The 19,032-nt window shown below is 56.0% G+C and carries 27 protein-coding genes; 2 read left to right on the plus strand and 25 right to left on the minus strand.

Annotated elements, in window-relative coordinates; genetic code table 11:
- The first annotated feature begins 2 nt into the window (after window positions 1-2).
- Window positions 3-1,160, plus strand: coding sequence for a glutathionylspermidine synthase family protein (locus JFT87_RS01360; protein WP_201198225.1), 1,158 nt, complete (start codon window positions 3-5; stop codon window positions 1,158-1,160).
- Window positions 1,161-1,335: 175 nt separating this feature from the next.
- On the opposite strand, the gene JFT87_RS01365 is transcribed toward JFT87_RS01360, so the two are convergent.
- Window positions 1,336-1,863, minus strand: a complete 528-nt coding sequence (locus JFT87_RS01365) for a single-stranded DNA-binding protein (RefSeq protein WP_010467282.1) — start codon at window positions 1,861-1,863, stop codon at window positions 1,336-1,338.
- A 9-nt stretch (window positions 1,864-1,872) separates the two neighbouring features.
- The gene (locus tag JFT87_RS01370; protein WP_201190756.1) at window positions 1,873-3,270 is read right to left on the minus strand and encodes an MFS transporter; all 1,398 of its coding nucleotides are present in this window, start codon (window positions 3,268-3,270) and stop codon (window positions 1,873-1,875) included.
- Between the two features lie 191 nt (window positions 3,271-3,461).
- Between JFT87_RS01370 and uvrA the strand changes: the two genes are divergently transcribed.
- Window positions 3,462-6,296: an excinuclease ABC subunit UvrA gene (uvrA, locus tag JFT87_RS01375; RefSeq protein WP_201198226.1), complete on the plus strand. Its 2,835-nt coding sequence runs from the start codon at window positions 3,462-3,464 to the stop codon at window positions 6,294-6,296.
- Window positions 6,297-6,436: 140 nt separating this feature from the next.
- On the opposite strand, the gene bfr is transcribed toward uvrA, so the two are convergent.
- The 23 genes from bfr to rpsC form a co-directional block, all read right to left on the minus strand.
- Complete coding sequence (bfr, locus tag JFT87_RS01380; RefSeq protein ID WP_201198227.1) at window positions 6,437-6,901, minus strand: bacterioferritin; 465 nt, start codon at window positions 6,899-6,901, stop codon at window positions 6,437-6,439.
- A 155-nt stretch (window positions 6,902-7,056) separates the two neighbouring features.
- A complete protein-coding gene (locus tag JFT87_RS01385; protein WP_446739714.1) occupies window positions 7,057-8,499 on the minus strand; it encodes a catalase in 1,443 nt (480 codons plus the stop codon).
- A gap of 246 nt (window positions 8,500-8,745) precedes the next feature.
- Entirely contained in the window at window positions 8,746-9,132 is a 387-nt protein-coding gene (gene rplQ / locus JFT87_RS01390) for a 50S ribosomal protein L17 (RefSeq protein WP_201190750.1), read from the minus strand.
- Window positions 9,133-9,174: 42 nt separating this feature from the next.
- Window positions 9,175-10,176, minus strand: coding sequence for a DNA-directed RNA polymerase subunit alpha (locus JFT87_RS01395; protein WP_003186012.1), 1,002 nt, complete (start codon window positions 10,174-10,176; stop codon window positions 9,175-9,177).
- Window positions 10,177-10,198: 22 nt separating this feature from the next.
- Window positions 10,199-10,819 carry a 30S ribosomal protein S4 gene (gene rpsD / locus JFT87_RS01400; RefSeq protein ID WP_003210056.1) on the minus strand — a complete coding sequence of 207 codons (621 nt, stop codon included), beginning with the start codon at window positions 10,817-10,819 and terminating at the stop codon, window positions 10,199-10,201.
- 18 nt (window positions 10,820-10,837) lie between these two features.
- On the minus strand, window positions 10,838-11,227 hold the full coding sequence (rpsK, locus tag JFT87_RS01405; protein ID WP_002555466.1) for a 30S ribosomal protein S11: 390 nt from the start codon (window positions 11,225-11,227) through the stop codon (window positions 10,838-10,840).
- Window positions 11,228-11,257: 30 nt separating this feature from the next.
- Window positions 11,258-11,614 carry a 30S ribosomal protein S13 gene (gene rpsM / locus JFT87_RS01410; protein WP_003186020.1) on the minus strand — a complete coding sequence of 119 codons (357 nt, stop codon included), beginning with the start codon at window positions 11,612-11,614 and terminating at the stop codon, window positions 11,258-11,260.
- A gap of 130 nt (window positions 11,615-11,744) precedes the next feature.
- Entirely contained in the window at window positions 11,745-11,861 is a 117-nt protein-coding gene (gene rpmJ / locus JFT87_RS01415; RefSeq protein WP_002555468.1) for a 50S ribosomal protein L36, read from the minus strand.
- Between the two features lie 27 nt (window positions 11,862-11,888).
- Window positions 11,889-13,217 carry a preprotein translocase subunit SecY gene (gene secY / locus JFT87_RS01420; RefSeq protein ID WP_003228718.1) on the minus strand — a complete coding sequence of 443 codons (1,329 nt, stop codon included), beginning with the start codon at window positions 13,215-13,217 and terminating at the stop codon, window positions 11,889-11,891.
- Window positions 13,218-13,655 (minus strand): 50S ribosomal protein L15, encoded by a 438-nt coding sequence (gene rplO, locus JFT87_RS01425; protein ID WP_007896782.1) that lies wholly within the window; start codon window positions 13,653-13,655, stop codon window positions 13,218-13,220.
- Window positions 13,656-13,658: 3 nt separating this feature from the next.
- Window positions 13,659-13,835, minus strand: a complete 177-nt coding sequence (gene rpmD / locus JFT87_RS01430; protein WP_003186033.1) for a 50S ribosomal protein L30 — start codon at window positions 13,833-13,835, stop codon at window positions 13,659-13,661.
- A 2-nt stretch (window positions 13,836-13,837) separates the two neighbouring features.
- Window positions 13,838-14,338 carry a 30S ribosomal protein S5 gene (rpsE, locus tag JFT87_RS01435; RefSeq protein WP_003186035.1) on the minus strand — a complete coding sequence of 167 codons (501 nt, stop codon included), beginning with the start codon at window positions 14,336-14,338 and terminating at the stop codon, window positions 13,838-13,840.
- 3 nt (window positions 14,339-14,341) lie between these two features.
- A complete protein-coding gene (rplR, locus tag JFT87_RS01440; protein ID WP_003186037.1) occupies window positions 14,342-14,692 on the minus strand; it encodes a 50S ribosomal protein L18 in 351 nt (116 codons plus the stop codon).
- Between the two features lie 10 nt (window positions 14,693-14,702).
- Window positions 14,703-15,236: a 50S ribosomal protein L6 gene (rplF, locus tag JFT87_RS01445; RefSeq protein WP_003176412.1), complete on the minus strand. Its 534-nt coding sequence runs from the start codon at window positions 15,234-15,236 to the stop codon at window positions 14,703-14,705.
- Between the two features lie 12 nt (window positions 15,237-15,248).
- Window positions 15,249-15,641, minus strand: a complete 393-nt coding sequence (rpsH, locus tag JFT87_RS01450) for a 30S ribosomal protein S8 (RefSeq protein ID WP_003186040.1) — start codon at window positions 15,639-15,641, stop codon at window positions 15,249-15,251.
- A 208-nt stretch (window positions 15,642-15,849) separates the two neighbouring features.
- On the minus strand, window positions 15,850-16,155 hold the full coding sequence (rpsN, locus tag JFT87_RS01455; RefSeq protein ID WP_003176414.1) for a 30S ribosomal protein S14: 306 nt from the start codon (window positions 16,153-16,155) through the stop codon (window positions 15,850-15,852).
- A 13-nt stretch (window positions 16,156-16,168) separates the two neighbouring features.
- Window positions 16,169-16,708, minus strand: coding sequence for a 50S ribosomal protein L5 (rplE, locus tag JFT87_RS01460; protein WP_003176415.1), 540 nt, complete (start codon window positions 16,706-16,708; stop codon window positions 16,169-16,171).
- Between the two features lie 20 nt (window positions 16,709-16,728).
- Entirely contained in the window at window positions 16,729-17,043 is a 315-nt protein-coding gene (gene rplX / locus JFT87_RS01465; protein ID WP_003176416.1) for a 50S ribosomal protein L24, read from the minus strand.
- Window positions 17,044-17,054: 11 nt separating this feature from the next.
- Complete coding sequence (gene rplN / locus JFT87_RS01470) at window positions 17,055-17,423, minus strand: 50S ribosomal protein L14 (RefSeq protein ID WP_002555479.1); 369 nt, start codon at window positions 17,421-17,423, stop codon at window positions 17,055-17,057.
- A 23-nt stretch (window positions 17,424-17,446) separates the two neighbouring features.
- Complete coding sequence (rpsQ, locus tag JFT87_RS01475; RefSeq protein ID WP_003176419.1) at window positions 17,447-17,713, minus strand: 30S ribosomal protein S17; 267 nt, start codon at window positions 17,711-17,713, stop codon at window positions 17,447-17,449.
- A 2-nt stretch (window positions 17,714-17,715) separates the two neighbouring features.
- Complete coding sequence (gene rpmC, locus JFT87_RS01480) at window positions 17,716-17,907, minus strand: 50S ribosomal protein L29 (protein WP_008030901.1); 192 nt, start codon at window positions 17,905-17,907, stop codon at window positions 17,716-17,718.
- Complete coding sequence (rplP, locus tag JFT87_RS01485) at window positions 17,907-18,320, minus strand: 50S ribosomal protein L16 (RefSeq protein ID WP_045057467.1); 414 nt, start codon at window positions 18,318-18,320, stop codon at window positions 17,907-17,909. The genes rpmC and rplP overlap by 1 nt, the downstream gene beginning before the upstream one ends.
- Before the next feature lie 12 nt (window positions 18,321-18,332).
- Complete coding sequence (gene rpsC, locus JFT87_RS01490) at window positions 18,333-19,019, minus strand: 30S ribosomal protein S3 (protein WP_003176422.1); 687 nt, start codon at window positions 19,017-19,019, stop codon at window positions 18,333-18,335.
- Window positions 19,020-19,032: the final 13 nt, after the last annotated feature.

Here is a 19,032-nt window from a genome sequence, read left to right on the forward strand (position 1 = left end):
CGATGAAAAAGGTCCATTGCGCAGAGCGTCATGACTGGAAACAGACCGCCGAAAATCTCGGTTTTATGTTCCATACCATCGACGACGAACCCTATTGGGACGAGAGCGCGTACTACCAGTTCACGCTCAAACAGATCGAGAACGATCTCGAAGACCCGACCACCGAGCTTCATGACATGTGCATGGACCTGGTGGCCCGCGTGGTGCAGAGCGAGGAACTGTTGGAGCGCCTGAGCATTCCCGCGCCGTTCTTCGACCTGGTGCGCACTTCATGGCTCGAAGGCCACCCGCACTTGTATGGACGGATGGACTTCTCCTACAACGGCACCGGGCCGGCCAAGTTGCTGGAACTCAACTACGACACGCCGACCAGCCTGTATGAGGCGTCGGCGTTTCAGTGGGGCTGGCTGGAGCAGTGCATCGAACGCGGTCTGCTGCCCAAGCATGCCGACCAGTTCAACAGCATCGACACCAAGCTGCATCAGGCCTTTGCTCAACTGCAGCTCACGCAACCGTTCTACTTCGCCTCGATGAAAGACTCGCTTGAAGACAAAGGCACCACCGACTACCTGCGCCTGATCGCGGAAAAGGTCGGCATCGAATCACGCCACATCGATCTCGAAGACATTGGCCTCACCAGTGATGGCCGTTTCGTCGACCTCGAAGATCGCTGGATTCCACACCTGTTCAAACTGCACGCCTGGGAGTTCATCTTCCACGAGCCCTTCGGCGCGGCGATTGCCCAGAGCGATACGCAGTTTTTCGAGCCAGCCTGGAAATCGATCATCTCCAACAAAGGCATCCTGCCGTTGCTGTGGGAATTCAACAAAGGTCACCCGAACCTGCTCGCCGCCCATCTGGATACCGATCCAAGCAAAGCGGTGCCCAAGGGCTGGGTGCGCAAGCCATTCTTCTCTCGGGAAGGCGCCAACATCGAGTTGCAAACTGCCGACGGTCTGATCGTGAAAGAGGACGGCCCCTACACCGACGCGCCGTTTATCCTTCAGGAATTCGCCCCGTTGCCGAAGTTTGGCGACAGCTTTACGTTGGTCGGCTCGTGGGTGATTGGCGACCAGGCGGCCGGCATTGGCGTGCGGGAAGACAACAGTTTGATCACCAAGGATTCAAGCCGGTTTTTGCCGCATTTGATCCTTGATTGAAACGCCATCCCTGTAGGAACTGCGGCACGCTGCGATCTTTTGATTCTGTTTTTCAAGATCAAAAAATCGCAGCGTGCCGCAGCTCCTACAGTTGATCGTGGTGTTTTGCAGGCACAAAAAAGGCCCGTCGTTTACAGCGACGGGCCTTTTTGTTTGCAGCGGTTACAACAGCAAATCAGAACGGGATATCGTCATCAAAGCTGTCGAAATCCGGAGCCGGTTGCGGCGCTGCCTGCTGTGGAGGCGGAGCCTGACGCGACTGTTGCGGTGCCGACTGCTGCGGACGTGGCGCCTGCTGACGTGGGGCCGGGGCGGACTGCTGGTAGTTATTGCCCCCGCCTTGCTGATCGCCCTGCTGTGGACGGCCGCCCAGCAGTTGCATGGTGCCTTGCATGTCGACCACGATTTCAGTGGTGTAACGCTTGATACCGTCTTTTTCCCACTCGCGGGTTTGCAGTTTGCCTTCGATGTAGACCTGCGAACCTTTACGCAGGTATTCACCGGCGATTTCGGCAACCTTGCCGAACATCGATACACGGTGCCATTCGGTCTTCTCGACCTTCTGACCGGTTTGCTTGTCGGTCCATTGTTCGCTGGTCGCCAGACTCAGGTTGGTCACGGCGTTACCGTTAGGCAAGTAGCGAACTTCGGGATCCTGGCCGCAAGTACCGACCAATATGACTTTGTTAACCCCACGGGCCATAACGTTCTCCTAGGCTACGCACGCTTCCCCGGCCGGGTTGTTCACCAGGCGCTCAAGGGTGGTGCGATCCAATAGTTCTGTGTCCAATTTGATGTAAATCGCCGCTTCGTCTGCAACGATCACTGCATCTGTTACCCCTACGACGGCCTTCAGGCGCTCAACCAGACCCGCTTCGCGGATCGCCTCGGGCGACAGCGGCAAGCGCAGACTCGTCACGTAGGGAGGTTCGCGCATGGTAACAGCAAAGGCCAACCAGAGGGCAGCCAGGCCAGCGCATCCGAGGAAGACAACCGACAAACCGCCATGCTGGAACATCCAGCCGCCGAGGATCCCGCCCAGCGCCGAACCGAGGAACTGGCTGGTGGAATAAACCCCCATCGCAGTGCCCTTCCCGCCCGCTGGTGAAACCTTGCTGATCAGCGATGGCAAGGAAGCTTCCAGCAGATTGAACGCGGTGAAGAACACCACCGTACCAATCACCAGAGCTCGCAAGGTGTCGCCGAACTGCCAGAAGAATAGCTCAGTGAGCATCAGCGTCGTCACGGCGCCCAATAAAACTCGTTTCATTTTGCGTTTCTTCTCGCCGTAGATAATGAACGGGATCATGGCGAAGAAGGAGATCAGCAGCGCGGTCAGGTACACCCACCAGTGCTGCTCTTTGGGCAGCCCGGCTTTTTCGACCAGAGCCAGGGGCAATGCAACGAAGCTCGACATCAACATCGCATGTAACACAAAAATGCCGAGGTCCAGGCGCAGCAGGTCCGGGTGCTTGAGTGTCGGGATCAGCGCCTGGCGCGCAACGCCGGACTCACGGTGCTGCAACGGGCCGGTGGCGCGCGGCACCATGAACATCACGATCACGATGCCGAACAGCGCCATGCCGCCGGTGGCGAGGAACAAGCCAGACAGACCGAACGCACGGGTCAGCAACGGTCCTACAACCATGGCGACCGCGAACGACAGACCAATTGTCATGCCGATCATGGCCATGGCTTTGGTCCGATGCTGTTCCCGGGTCAGGTCTGACAGCAGCGCCATGACCGCCGCGGAAATCGCCCCGGCGCCTTGCAGCACTCGACCGGCGATGACGCCCCAGATCGAATCGGCATTGGCCGCCAGCACGCTACCCAGGGCGAAAACGATCAGCCCCAGATAAATGACCGGACGCCGGCCGATACGATCGGAAATGAAACCGAACGGAATCTGAAAAATCGCCTGGGTCAGGCCATAAGCGCCAATCGCCAGCCCTATAAGGGCCGGGGTCGCTCCAGCCAGGTCCATCCCATAGGTCGCCAGAACCGGCAACACCATGAACATGCCAAGCATACGGAAGGCGAACACCAGGGCCAGACCGCTTGCTGCGCGGGTCTCACTGCCACTCATGCGTTCGCTGTGGGGATCGTGCATGGAAAAACCTCATGTGAACCGGCGGCGATTCTACCAGTCCCATCGATTGACGGGGTATATCGCGACGCTATGACGCGCATAGATGACGCACTCTTCATGTAAGCCTGTGCAACCCGCATTTGATAGTGTGCATCCATCCAGTATTTGGCCGTATACTCCTACGTTTTCGACGCCCGCCGAGCGAGGCCACTTTGGACAAGATCCTGATTCGTGGGGCCCGAACCCACAACCTGAAGAACATCGACCTGACCCTGCCACGGGACAAACTGATCGTCATCACCGGCCTGTCCGGATCCGGCAAGTCGTCCCTGGCTTTCGACACGCTGTACGCCGAAGGCCAGCGCCGCTACGTCGAGTCCCTGTCGGCCTATGCCCGGCAGTTCCTGTCGATGATGGAAAAGCCTGACGTCGACACCATTGAAGGCCTGTCGCCGGCGATCTCCATCGAACAGAAGTCGACCTCGCATAACCCGCGCTCGACGGTCGGCACCATCACCGAAATCTACGACTACCTGCGCCTGCTGTACGCCCGCGTTGGTATCCCGCGCTGCCCGGATCACGACATTCCACTGGAAGCGCAGACTGTCAGCCAGATGGTCGACCTGGTCCTCGCGCAACCGGAAGGCAGCAAACTGATGCTGCTGGCACCGGTGATTCGCGAGCGTAAAGGCGAGCATCTATCGGTTTTCGAAGAACTGCGCGCCCAAGGTTTCGTTCGGGCCCGGGTCAACGGCCGGCTCTGTGAGCTGGACGAACTGCCGAAGCTGGATAAACAGAAGAAGCATTCGATTGATGTAGTGGTCGACCGCTTCAAGGTCCGCGCCGATCTGCAACAGCGTCTGGCGGAGTCCTTCGAGACCGCGCTGAAGCTGGCGGACGGTATCGCGCTGGTTGCACCGATGGACGACGAGCCGGGCGAAGAGATGATCTTCTCCGCACGCTTCGCCTGCCCGATCTGCGGCCATGCCATCAGCGAGCTGGAACCCAAGCTCTTCTCCTTCAACAACCCGGCCGGCGCCTGCCCGACTTGCGATGGCCTGGGCGTTAAGCAGTTCTTCGACATCAAGCGACTGGTCAATGGCGAACTGACCCTGGCCGAAGGCGCGATACGTGGCTGGGACCGGCGCAACGTCTATTACTTCCAGATGCTCGGGTCGTTGGCGTCCCACTACAAGTTCAGCCTGGAAGTGCCGTTCAACGACCTGCCGGCCGATCAACAGAAATTCATCCTGCACGGCAGCGGTTCGCAGAACGTCGACTTTAAATACCTGAACGACCGTGGCGACATCGTCAAACGCTCGCACCCGTTCGAAGGCATCGTGCCGAACCTGGAACGTCGCTACCGCGAAACCGAGTCCGCCTCGGTACGCGAAGAGCTGGCCAAATTCCTCAGCACCCAGCCTTGCCCGGATTGCCGTGGCACCCGACTGCGTCGCGAGGCGCGGCACGTTTGGGTCGGCGAGAAGACCTTGCCGGCAGTGACCAATCTGCCCATCGGCGATGCCTGTGAGTATTTCGGCGTGCTGAAGCTGACTGGCCGACGTGGCGAAATTGCCGACAAGATTCTCAAGGAAATCCGCGAGCGTCTGCAGTTCCTGGTTAACGTCGGTCTCGACTATCTGTCGCTGGATCGCAGTGCCGACACGTTGTCCGGCGGTGAAGCCCAGCGTATTCGCTTGGCCAGCCAGATTGGTGCGGGCCTGGTGGGGGTTCTGTACATCCTTGACGAACCGTCGATTGGCCTGCACCAGCGGGACAACGATCGCTTGCTCGGTACCCTCAAGCACCTGCGAGACATCGGTAACACGGTGATTGTGGTTGAGCACGACGAAGATGCGATTCGTCTGGCCGACTACGTGGTGGACATCGGCCCTGGTGCCGGCGTGCATGGCGGGCACATTGTCGCCGAAGGGACTCCAGCTGAAGTCATGGCTCACCCGGACTCGCTGACCGGCAAGTATTTGTCAGGCCGCGTGAAAATCGCAGTGCCGGCAAAACGTACACCGCGTAACAAAAAGATGACCTTGTCGCTCAAGGGCGCTCGCGGCAACAACCTGCGCAATGTCGATCTGGAAATCCCGTTGGGTCTGTTGACCTGCGTGACCGGTGTATCCGGCTCAGGCAAATCGACGCTGATCAACAACACGCTGTTTCCGCTGAGCGCCACGGCACTCAACGGCGCCACGACGCTTGAAGCTGCCGCTCACGACAGCATCAAGGGCCTGGAACATCTGGATAAAGTTGTAGATATCGACCAGAGCCCGATTGGTCGTACTCCCCGCTCCAACCCGGCGACCTACACCGGATTGTTCACGCCTATTCGCGAACTGTTTGCCGGCGTGCCTGAGTCCCGCTCCCGTGGTTACGGCCCGGGGCGTTTCTCCTTCAACGTGAAGGGCGGGCGTTGCGAGGCTTGCCAGGGCGATGGCCTGATCAAGGTGGAAATGCACTTCCTGCCGGACATCTATGTCCCGTGCGACGTCTGCAAGAGCAAGCGCTACAACCGCGAAACGCTGGAGATCAAGTACAAGGGCAAGAACATCCACGAAACCCTCGAGATGACGATCGAGGAAGCCCGGGTGTTCTTCGATGCGGTTCCGGCGCTGGCGCGCAAGCTGCAGACGCTGATGGACGTCGGTCTGTCGTACATCAAGCTTGGGCAATCGGCGACCACGCTGTCCGGTGGTGAAGCCCAGCGGGTGAAACTGTCCCGCGAGCTGTCCAAACGCGATACCGGCAAGACCCTGTATATCCTCGACGAGCCGACCACGGGCCTGCACTTCGCGGATATCCAGCAACTGCTCGACGTACTGCATCGCCTGCGCGACCACGGCAACACCGTGGTGGTGATCGAGCACAACCTGGACGTGATCAAGACTGCGGACTGGTTGGTTGACCTGGGGCCGGAAGGCGGCTCCAAAGGCGGGCAGATCATTGCCGTCGGTACGCCGGAAGAAGTCTCGGAGATGAAGCAGTCTCACACCGGCTTCTACCTCAAGCCGCTGCTGGCTCGCGACAAGGCCTGATTCAGGCCCATGAAAAAGCCCCTGTCACTTTATCGGTGACAGGGGCTTTTTTGTTTCTTGCCTCTGTAGGAGCAAAGCTTGCTCGCGATGGCGATCTAAAAGACGCCAACGCCGGCAAGCCATGCTCCTGCAAAGCAGGATCAGAACTGCGATTGCAGATAATTCTCCAGACCGATCAATTTGATCAGACCCAGCTGCTTCTCCAGCCAGTAGGTGTGATCTTCTTCGGTATCGGCCAGTTGAATACGCAGGATCTCGCGGCTGACGTAGTCCTTGTGCCGCTCGCAGAGCTCGATGCCCTTGCAGAGTGCGGCACGGACTTTGTATTCCAGTCGCAGGTCGGCAGCGAGCATATCAGGCACTGTGGTGCCGACATCCAGGTCGTCCGGACGCATGCGTGGCGTGCCTTCGAGCATCAGGATGCGACGCATCAGGGCGTCAGCGTGCTGCGCCTCTTCTTCCATCTCGTGGTTGATACGTTCGTAGAGCTCGGTGAAACCCCAGTCCTCGTACATCCGCGAATGGATGAAATATTGATCACGCGCCGCCAGTTCGCCGGTCAGCAACGTGTTGAGGTAATCGATTACGTCTGGGTGGCCTTGCATCGCCCTACATCTCCCTGCTTGAAAGTCCGTAGTTTGAACCAAGGCGACTGATTGGTCACTCCGCTTACGCGATAAAAGAGAAGATATTCTGAGAAAAGTGGTTTAAATAACGCAAAAGCCGCCCAAATGAGGGCGGTTCTGCTTATCGTTTAGACTTAGTTAAGCTGTACGCCCAACGCCTTTGCAATTGCTTCTCCATATGCCGAGTCAGCCCTGAAGAAGTGCTGCAGTTGACGGTCAACCACATCGCTGGAAACCCCAGCCATGGCGCCGGCAATGTTGTTGACCAGCAGGGTTTTCTGCTCATCACTCATCAGGCGGAACAGCGCGCCGGCGTGGCTGTAGTAATCGGTGTCTTCGCGGTGATCGTAACGATCAGCCGCACCGCTCAAGGCCAGCGCAGGCTCGGCGTAGCGCGGGGCTTGTTTCGGCGACTCTACGTAGCTGTTCGGCTCGTAATTGGGCGTTGCACCACCGTTGCTGCCGAACGCCATGGAACCATCACGCTGATAGCTGTTGACCTGATTACGCGGAGCATTCACCGGCAGCTGCTGGTGGTTGGTGCCAACACGGTAGCGGTGAGCATCAGCGTAAGCGAACACACGACCTTGCAGCATGCGATCCGGCGACAGCCCCACACCCGGGACCATGTTGCTTGGGCCAAATGCAGCCTGCTCCACTTCAGCAAAGTAATTCTGCGGATTGCGGTTGAGCTCCAGTTCACCCACTTCGATCAGCGGGAACTCTTTCTGCGACCAGGTCTTGGTCACGTCGAACGGGTTCTCGTAGTGTGCCGAGGCCTGGGCCTCGGTCATGATCTGAATGCACACGCGCCATTTGGGGAAATCACCGCGTTCGATCGCACCGAACAGATCCCGCTGAGCATAATCCGGATCGGTACCGGCCAAGCGTGCCGCGTCTGCCGGCGCCAGGTTCTTGATCCCCTGCTGGGTCTTGTAGTGCCATTTCACCCAATGACGCTCACCCTTGGCGCTGATCAGACTGTAGGTGTGGCTGCCGAAGCCGTGCATGTGACGGTAGCCGTCAGGGATGCCGCGATCCGAGAACAAGATGGTGACTTGGTGCAGCGCCTCAGGAGAGTGCGACCAGAAGTCCCACATCATTTGTGCGCTTTTCAGATTGCTTTGCGGCAGGCGTTTCTGGGTGTGGATAAAGTCCGGGAATTTCAGTGGATCGCGAATGAAGAACACTGGCGTGTTGTTACCAACGATGTCCCAGTTGCCTTCTTCGGTATAAAACTTCAGCGCAAAACCACGTGGATCGCGTTCGGTATCAGCCGAACCACGCTCGCCACCAACGGTCGAAAACCGAAGGAAGGTGGGTGTTTCTTTACCAACCGACTCGAACAGCTTCGCCCTGGTGTACTGGGTGATATCCCGGGTGACGGTGAATTTACCGTGAGCGCCCGAACCCTTGGCGTGTACACGACGTTCAGGAATGTTTTCACGGTTGAAATGCGCAAGCTTTTCGATGAGGTGAAAGTCATCGAGGAGCAACGGGCCCCGAGGGCCGGCAGTGCGAGAGTTCTGGTTATCGGCAACGGGCGCGCCGCTGGCGGTGGTAAGGATGGTACTCATGCTCAATCTTCCTCAGGTCAGGCTAGGAACTGCCGGCAAATCGGCTTGGAGGGAGTATTGACCATCAAGATGACACCATCAAATGCATTAAGTCATGGACTTTGATAGAAAATAACTAATACAGAACCTCGACAGATAATGGCTGGTTTATTAGAGAACCGGCAGCGAAGTAAGAAATATAGTCGGTTTTCCAGCGCCCACAAAAAACCGGGCACTAGGCCCGGTTCTTCGTTTCAGACTGACGTCTTACTCAGCGGATACAGCTTCACCGCCAACTGGACGATCAACCAACTCAACGTACGCCATAGGCGCGTTGTCACCAGTGCGGAAGCCGCACTTGAGGATGCGCAGGTAGCCACCCTCACGGGTAGCGTAACGCTTGCCCAGGTCGTTGAAGAGCTTACCAACGATAGCTTTCGAACGAGTACGGTCGAAAACCAGACGGCGGTTAGCCAGGCTGTCTGTCTTGGCCAAAGTGATCAGCGGCTCAGCAACGCGACGCAGTTCTTTAGCTTTCGGCAGTGTAGTTTTGATCAGCTCGTGCTCGAACAGCGACACTGCCATGTTTTGAAACATGGCCTTGCGGTGCGAGCTAGTGCGGCTCAGGTGACGACCACTTTTACGATGACGCATGGTTCATTCCTTACCAAACACAACGTTCGGTGATTACGACGATCAGGCAGTCGCCTTGTCGTCCTTCTTAAGACTTGCAGGCGGCCAGTTGTCGAGGCGCATGCCGAGGGACAGACCGCGGGAGGCCAGAACGTCCTTGATTTCAGTCAAGGATTTCTTGCCAAGGTTCGGAGTCTTCAACAGCTCTACTTCGGTACGCTGAATCAGGTCACCGATGTAGTAGATGTTTTCCGCCTTAAGGCAGTTAGCCGAACGTACAGTCAGTTCCAGATCGTCAACCGGGCGAAGCAGGATCGGATCGATCTCGTCTTCCTGCTCGACAACCACTGGCTCACTATCACCTTTGAGGTCCACGAACGCAGCCAACTGCTGTTGCAGGATGGTTGCAGCGCGACGGATAGCCTCTTCAGGATCCAGAGTACCGTTGGTTTCCAGATCAATAACCAGCTTGTCCAGGTTAGTACGCTGTTCGACACGGGCGTTTTCCACCACGTATGCGATACGGCGAACCGGGCTGAACGAAGAGTCAAGCTGCAAGCGACCGATGCTGCGGCTTTCGTCTTCATCGCTCTGACGCGAGTCTGCCGGTTCATAACCACGACCACGAGCTACGGTGAGCTTCATGTTCAGGGCGCCGTTAGACGCCAGGTTAGCGATTACGTGATCGGGGTTAACGATCTCGACATCATGATCCAGCTGAATATCGGCAGCGGTAACCACCCCCGAACCCTTCTTCGACAAGGTCAGCGTAACTTCGTCACGGCCGTGCAGCTTGATAGCCAGACCTTTAAGGTTCAACAGGATTTCAATTACGTCTTCCTGTACACCTTCGATGGCGCTGTACTCGTGGAGCACACCGTCAATCTCGGCCTCGACTACTGCACAGCCGGGCATTGAGGACAACAAGATGCGTCGCAGCGCGTTGCCCAGGGTGTGGCCGAAACCACGCTCGAGAGGCTCGAGAGTGATCTTGGCGCGGGTTGGACTGACAACCTGCACATCAATATGGCGGGGTGTCAGGAACTCATTTACCGAAATCTGCATGGATGCACCTATTTTCTAGCCCTTACTTGGAGTAGAGCTCGACAATCAGGCTTTCGTTGATGTCGGCGGACAGATCACTGCGAGCAGGAACGTTCTTGAAAACGCCCGACTTCTTCTCAGTGTCTACTTCTACCCATTCTACGCGGCCACGTTGGGCACACAGATCGAGAGCTTGGACAATGCGAAGTTGGTTCTTTGCTTTCTCGCGAATCGCGACCACGTCACCAGCACGAACCTGGTACGACGGCACGTTTACGGTTTGACCGTTAACGCTTACGGATTTGTGCGATACCAGCTGACGGGATTCGGCACGAGTAGAGCCAAAACCCATACGGTATACAACGTTGTCCAGACGGCATTCGAGCAGCTGCAACAGGTTTTCGCCAGTTGCGCCTTTCTTGCCAGCAGCTTCTTTGTAGTAGCCGCTGAATTGACGCTCGAGAACGCCGTAGATACGACGGACCTTCTGCTTTTCACGCAGTTGGGTGCCGTAATCGGACTGGCGACCGCGGCGTTGGCCGTGGATACCAGGTGCTGCTTCGATGTTGCACTTCGATTCGATCGCGCGCACGCCGCTCTTCAGAAAGAGATCGGTGCCTTCACGACGAGCCAGTTTGCATTTTGGACCAATGTAACGAGCCATTCTTTACAATCTCCTGGATTACACGCGGCGCTTCTTCGGCGGACGGCACCCGTTGTGCGGGATTGGCGTCACGTCGGTGATGCTGGCGATCTTGTAGCCACAGCCGTTCAAAGCGCGGACTGCGGATTCACGACCTGGGCCTGGACCTTTGACGTTTACGTCGAGGTTTTTCAGACCGTATTCCAGCGCAGCTTGACCAGCACGTTCAGCAGCTACTTGAGCAGCAAACGGCGTGGACTTGCGAGAACCGCGGAAACCCGAACCACCGGAGGTAGCCCAAGAAAGCGCGTTACCTTGACGGTCGGTGATGGTCACGATTGTGTTGTTAAAAGACGCATGGATGTGGGCGATGCCATCAACCACTGTCTTTTTGACTTTTTTACGAGGACGAGCAGCAGGTTTAGCCATGATTAATTTCCTGTCGATTCGCTGGGGCGATTACTTGCGGATCGGCTTACGCGGACCTTTACGGGTACGCGCGTTAGTCTTGGTACGCTGACCGCGCACTGGAAGACCACGACGATGACGCAGACCGCGATAGCAACCGAGGTCCATCAAACGCTTGATTTTCATGTTGATTTCGCGACGCAGGTCACCTTCAGTGGTGAACTTCGCCACTTCGCCACGCAGCTGTTCAATCTGCTCGTCGCTCAGATCTTTGATCTTTGCGGCTGGGTTTACCCCAGTCACTGCACAGATCTTCTGTGCAGTAGTGCGACCAACACCATAGATGTAGGTCAGCGAGATAACAGTATGCTTGTTATCTGGAATGTTAACGCCTGCAATACGGGCCATTCAGTGGGACTCCAATTGACAGCTACCTACGCCCCGGAAGCCAAGAAATAGGGCGCGAGATAATATCGCTGTAATAACAAATAATCAACCCGGCAGCGCACTAGCTGCCGGGCTTGAAGCACAATCACACTCAGCCTTGGCGCTGTTTGTGACGCGGTTCCGCGCTGCAAATTACTCGAACAACACCTTCGCGGCGAATAATTTTGCAGTTACGGCACAGCTTTTTCACCGATGCACGAACTTTCATCACCAACTCCTCGAACCTTATGGGTACTCAGCGCAACATGCCGCTGCCGTAACCCTTCAGGTTGGCTTTCTTCATCAGGGATTCGTACTGGTGCGAAACGAGGTGCGATTGTACTTGGGACATGAAGTCCATCACAACCACGACGACGATCAGCAACGAGGTCCCGCCAAGGTAGAACGGTACGTTTGCTGCAACCACCAGGAACTGGGGCAGCAAGCACACGGCCGTCATGTAAAGAGCACCGAACATGGTCAAACGAGTCAGAACGCCATCAATATAGCGCGCAGACTGCTCGCCTGGACGGATACCCGGAATAAAGGCACCGGACTTCTTCAGGTTTTCCGCTACGTCTTTCGGATTGAACATCAACGCCGTATAGAAGAAGCAGAAGAAAATAATCCCTGCACTAAACAGCAGAATATTCAACGGCTGACCAGGAGCGATCGACTGCGAGATGTCCTGCAACCAGCCCATACCTTCAGACTGACCGAACCAGGCACCCAACGAAGCCGGGAACAGCAAAATGCTGCTCGCGAAAATAGCCGGAATAACACCGGCCATGTTCACCTTCAGCGGCAAGTGGCTAGTCTGCGCAGCGAAGACCTTGCGGCCCTGCTGACGCTTGGCGTAGTGAACAGCAATACGACGCTGACCACGCTCAATGAACACCACGAAACCGATAATCGCTACTGCCAGCAAACCGATGGCAACCAGGGCGAAGATGTTGATATCACCCTGACGTGCAGACTCGAAAGACTGCCCGATCGCTCTCGGAAGACCGGCGACGATACCCGAAAAAATCAACATCGAGATACCGTTGCCAACACCACGCTCAGTAATCTGCTCACCCAGCCACATCATGAACATCGCACCAGCCACAAAAGTGGATACCGCGACGAAATGGAAGCCAAAGTCACCAGTGAACGCAACGCCCTGCCCCGCCAGACCAATGGACATGCCAATAGCCTGAACCAGAGCGAGGACGACAGTGCCGTAGCGGGTGTACTGGCTGATCTTGCGACGGCCAGCTTCACCTTCCTTCTTCAACTGCTCCAGCTGCGGGCTGACGGCGGTCATCAGTTGCATGATGATCGATGCCGAAATGTACGGCATGATCCCCAGTGCAAAGATGCTCATCCGTTCCAGCGCGCCGCCGGAAAACATGTTGAACAAGCTAAGAATGGTCCCCTCATTCTGTCGAAACAGGTCCGCGAGTCGGTCCGGGTTAATACCTGGAACCGGGATGTGTGCGCCTATTCGGTAGACGATAATCGCCAGGAACAGAAAACGCAGACGAGCCCAGAGTTCAGACATACCGCCTTTGCCGAGCGCAGAGAGAGCACCTTGCTTAGCCATTTATTCCTCGAACTTGCCGCCAGCTGCTTCGATAGCCGCACGCGCACCTTTGGTGGCGCCGATTCCCTTTCCGATGGTGACAGCGCGAGTAACTTCGCCGGACAGCATGATTTTCACACGCTGTACGTTGACGTTAATAACGTTGGCATCTTTCAGGGACTGCACGGTGACGATGTCGCCTTCCACTTTGGCCAGCTCGGACAGACGCACTTCTGCGCGATCCATGGCTTTCAAGGAAACGAAACCGAATTTCGGCAGGCGACGATGCAGCGGCTGTTGACCGCCTTCAAAGCCTGGAGCAATGGTGCCACCGGAGCGGGAGGACTGACCTTTGTGGCCACGGCCACCGGTCTTGCCCAAACCACTACCGATACCACGGCCCGGACGATGCTTTTCGCGACGGGAACCCGGCGCTGGACTCAGATCATTGAGTTTCATCGATTAACCCTCGACACGCAGCATGTAGTAAGCCTTGTTGATCATCCCGCGATTCTCGGGAGTATCAAGTACTTCTACAGTGTGACCGATGCGACGCAGACCCAGACCCTTAACGCACAGTTTGTGGTTAGGGATGCGGCCGGTCATGCTTTTGATCAGCGTAACTTTAACGGTAGCCATGATCAGAAGATCTCCTTGACGCTTTTGCCACGCTTGGCGGCAATGGATTCAGGAGATTGCATAGCTTTCAAACCTTTGAAAGTGGCGTGAACCACGTTTACCGGGTTAGTCGAGCCGTAGCACTTGGCCAGAACGTTCTGAACGCCAGCAACTTCGAGGACAGCACGCATAGCGCCGCCAGCGATGATACCGGTACCTTCAGAAGCAGGCTGCATATACACCTTCGAAGCGCCATGAGCAGACTTCATTGCGTACTGCAGAGTGGTGCCGTTCAGATCAACTTGGATCATGTTGCGACGAGCAGCTTCCATTGCCTTCTGGATCGCGGCAGGCACTTCACGTGACTTGCCACGGCCGAAGCCAACACGCCCTTTACCATCACCAACCACGGTCAACGCGGTGAAAGTGAAGATACGGCCGCCTTTAACGGTTTTGGCTACGCGGTTAACTTGAACCAGCTTCTCAATGTAGCCTTCGTCGCGCTTTTGGTCGTTATTTGACATAACTTAGAACTCCAGCCCAGCTTCACGAGCAGCATCAGCCAGCGCCTTGACGCGACCGTGGTACTTGAAGCCAGAGCGGTCGAAAGCCACCTGCGAGACGCCAGCGGCTTTAGCACGCGTAGCGACCAGCTGGCCAACCTTAGTGGCCGCGTCGATGTTGCCAGTGGCGCCATCACGCAGTTCTTTATCCAAAGTCGAGGCAGATGCCAGGACTTTGTTGCCGTCGGCCGAAATGACCTGGGCGTAGATGTGCTGCGACGAGCGGAACACGCAGAGACGCACGACTTCGAGTTCGTGCATTTTCAGGCGTGCTTTGCGAGCGCGACGCAGTCGAGTAACTTTTTTGTCGGTCATTTGCTATGCCCTACTTCTTCTTGGCTTCTTTACGACGGACGACTTCGTCCGCGTAGCGCACACCTTTACCTTTGTAAGGTTCTGGTGGACGGAAGTCGCGGATCTCGGCGGCCACTTGACCTACCAGCTGCTTATCGATGCCCTTAATCAGGATATCGGTCTGGCTAGGAGTCTCAGCGGTGATGCCTTCCGGCAGTTCGTAATCCACTGGGTGCGAGAAGCCAAGAGCCAGGTTCAGCACTGTGCCTTTTGCTTGCGCTTTGTAACCAACACCGACCAGCTGGAGCTTGCGCTCGAAGCCTTGGCTTACGCCTTGGACCATGTTGTTTACCAACGCACGAGTGGTACCGGCCATTGCGCGAGTTTGTTGATCGCCATTGCGAGCAGCGAAACGCAGCTCACCAGCTTCTTCAACGATCTCAACGGACGAATGGATGTTCAGTTCGAGAGTGCCCTTGGCACCCTTCACCGAAAGCTGTTGGCCTGCGAATTTGACTTCGACACCGGCTGGCAGCTTAACGGGGTTCTTAGCGACGCGTGACATGCTTATCCCCCCTTAGAACACAGTGCAAAGAACTTCGCCGCCGACACCGGCAGCGCGCGCAGCACGATCCGTCATCACACCTTTGTTGGTGGAGACGATAGACACACCGAGACCGCCACGAACTTTTGGCAGATCATCGACGGACTTGTACTGACGCAGGCCTGGACGGCTAACGCGCTTCACTTCCTCGATGACCGGACGGCCTTCGAAGTACTTCAGCTCGATGGACAGCAGTGGTTTGATTTCGCTGCTGATCTGATAACCCGCAATGTAACCTTCGTCCTTCAGGACTTTGGCAACAGCTACCTTCAAAGTAGAAGATGGCATGCTTACGACGGACTTTTCAGCCATCTGGGCATTACGGATTCGAGTTAGCATGTCCGCTAACGGGTCCTGCATACTCATGGGCTAGACGCTCCTAATACAAAAAAATAAGCCTTGCGGCTACTACCTTCGCCGAGAAACTCCGCACGTAAAAAGCACGGGCTCAGGCGAGCCGGGTATTCTAGACACACCCCACAAATGAATCAAGCCCCAAAAGGGGCTTGATTCAAGTTCAAGGTCACCGATGGTCAGGATCTTGCAATCCTGAACACCGAGACTTTGACAGTGCTTACCAGCTGGCTTTAACCAGACCAGGTACGTCACCACGCATTGCAGCTTCACGCAGTTTGTTACGGCCGAGGCCGAACTTGCGGTAAACGCCGTGTGGACGACCGGTCAGGCGGCAGCGGTTACGCATGCGCGAAGCGCTTGCGTCACGTGGCTGCTTCTGCAGAGCTACTGTAGCTTCCCAACGCGCTTCTGGACTTGCGTTCAGATCAACGATGATAGCTTTCAGTGCTGCACGCTTCTTGGCGTACTTGGCAACCGTGAGCTGACGCTTCAGCTCGCGGTTTTTCATGCTCATCTTGGCCATTTTCCTACTCCAATCAGTTGCGGAACGGGAATTTGAAAGCACGCAGCAGCGCGCGACCTTCATCATCGTTCTTGGCAGTGGTGGTCAGGGTAATGTCCAGACCGCGGAGAGCATCGATCTTGTCGTAGTCGATTTCCGGGAAGATGATCTGCTCTTTAACGCCCATGCTGTAGTTACCACGACCATCAAAGGACTTGGCATTCAGGCCGCGGAAGTCGCGGACCCGAGGCAGGGAGATCGACAGCAGACGATCCAGGAACTCGTACATACGCTCACGGCGCAGGGTCACTTTGACGCCGATCGGCCAACCTTCACGGACTTTAAAGCCAGCGATGGATTTCCGAGCGTAAGTCACAACAACTTTCTGACCGGTGATCTTTTCCAGATCGGCAACAGCGTGCTCGATGACTTTTTTGTCACCGACCGCTTCGCCCAGACCCATGTTCAGGGTGATCTTTGTAACGCGTGGAACTTCCATCACGTTCGAAAGCTTAAGTTCTTCCTTAAGCTTCGGTGCGATTTCCTTCCAGTAAATCTCTTTTAGTCGTGCCATGGTCTTCTACCTAGCAGTGTTCAAGCATCAACCGCTTTTTGGGTCGACTTGAAGACACGAATTTTCTTGCCGTCTTCTACTTTGAAACCAACGCGATCAGCCTTGTTGGTTTCGCCGTTGAAAATGGCGACGTTAGAAGCGTCCAGTGGAGCTTCTTTTTCGACGATACCGCCTTGTACGCCCGACATCGGGTTAGGCTTGGTATGACGCTTAACCAGGTTCAGACCACCAATAACCAGACGGTTATTAGCGAGAACCTTAAGCACCTTACCGCGCTTACCTTTGTCTTTGCCGGCGATCACGATGATCTCGTCGTCACGACGAATCTTTTGCATGTCGGATCTCCTTACAGCACTTCTGGGGCGAGCGAGACGATCTTCATGAACTTCTCAGTACGAAGTTCACGGGTCACTGGCCCAAAGATACGGGTGCCGATCGGCTCTTGCTTGTTGTTCAGAAGAACAGCAGCGTTGCCATCAAAGCGGATAATGGAGCCATCAGCACGGCGTACGCCGTGACGAGTGCGGACTACAACAGCAGTCATCACTTGGCCTTTTTTCACTTTACCGCGAGGAATTGCTTCCTTCACGGTAACTTTGATGATGTCACCGATACCAGCGTAACGACGATGGGAGCCACCCAGCACCTTGATGCACATAACGCGGCGAGCGCCGCTGTTATCGGCCACATCGAGCATGGATTGAGTCTGAATCATATAATTTCTCCGACCCCTAGTCCTTAGACTTCCACAGCGCGTTCGAGAACATCAACCAGTGCCCAAGACTTGGTCTTGGCCAGCGGACGAGTTTCACGAATAGTGACTTTGTCGCCGATGTGGCACTGATTGGTTTCGTCGTGCGCGTGCAGCTTAGTCGAACGCTTAACGTATTTACCGTAGATCGGGTGCTTTACGCGACGCTCGATCAGAACGGTGATGGTCTTGTCCATTTTGTCGCTGACAACACGGCCAGTCAGCGTACGGACGGTTTTTTCGGCTTCAGCCATGATTACTTACCTGCCTGCTGTTTGAGCACAGTCTTCACGCGAGCGATGTCACGCTTAACTTGCCGGAGCAGGTGAGACTGCCCCAACTGGCCAGTTGCTTTCTGCATGCGCAGATTGAACTGGTCGCGCAGCAGGCCGAGCAGTTGCTCGTTAAGCTGCGGCGCGTCTTTTTCACGAAGTTCATTCGCTTTCATCACATCACCGTCCGTTTAACAAAGGCGGTGGCGAGCGGCAGCTTTGCAGCAGCCAGGGCAAAAGCCTCACGCGCCAGCTCTTCAGTAACACCCTCGATTTCATACAGGACTTTGCCTGGCTGAATCTGGGCAACCCAGTACTCCACACTACCCTTACCTTTACCCATCCGAACTTCGAGGGGCTTTTTGGAGATAGGCTTGTCCGGGAATACACGGATCCAGATCTTGCCGCCACGTTTAACGTGACGGGTCAGTGCACGACGCGCTGACTCGATCTGACGAGCGGTGAGACGACCACGAGCTACAGACTTCAGCGCATATTCGCCGAAGCTGACTTTGCTACCGCGCTGAGCCAAGCCACGGTTGTGGCCTGTCATCTGCTTGCGGAACTTCGTACGCTTTGGTTGCAACATTTGGCGTACCCCTTACTTAGCAGCTTTTTTACGAGGCGCTGGTGCTTGTGGTTTCAGTTCTTCTTGGCGACCACCAATTACTTCGCCTTTGAAGATCCAAACCTTTACACCGATCACACCATAAGTGGTGTGAGCTTCGTAGTTGGCATAGTCGATGTCGGCACGCAGGGTGTGCAGTGGCACACGACCTTCGCGATACCATTCAGTACGTGCGATTTCAGCACCGCCGAGACGACCGCTCACTTGGATTTTGATGCCTTTGGCACCAATGCGCATGGCGTTCTGTACAGCGCGCTTCATAGCGCGGCGGAACATTACGCGACGCTCCAGCTGCTGAGCTACGCTCTGCGCAACCAACATACCGTCGAGTTCCGGCTTGCGGATTTCTTCGATATTGATGTGCACAGGCACACCCATTTGCTTGGTCAGGTCCTGACGCAGCTTCTCAACATCTTCACCTTTCTTCCCGATAACGATACCTGGACGAGCGGTGTGGATGGTGATACGTGCAGTTTGGGCCGGACGATGGATATCGATACGGCTTACGGACGCGCTTTTTAGTTTGTCTTGGAGATACTCGCGCACCTTCAGATCAGCGAACAAATAGTCCGCATAAGTCCGACCGTCTGCGTACCAGACGGAGGTGTGCTCCTTGACGATTCCCAGGCGAATGCCAATGGGATGTACTTTCTGACCCATCTCTTCGACTCCG

The sequence above is a fragment of the Pseudomonas sp. TH15 genome, assembly GCF_016651105.1.
Taxonomy (GTDB): Bacteria; Pseudomonadota; Gammaproteobacteria; order Pseudomonadales; family Pseudomonadaceae; genus Aquipseudomonas.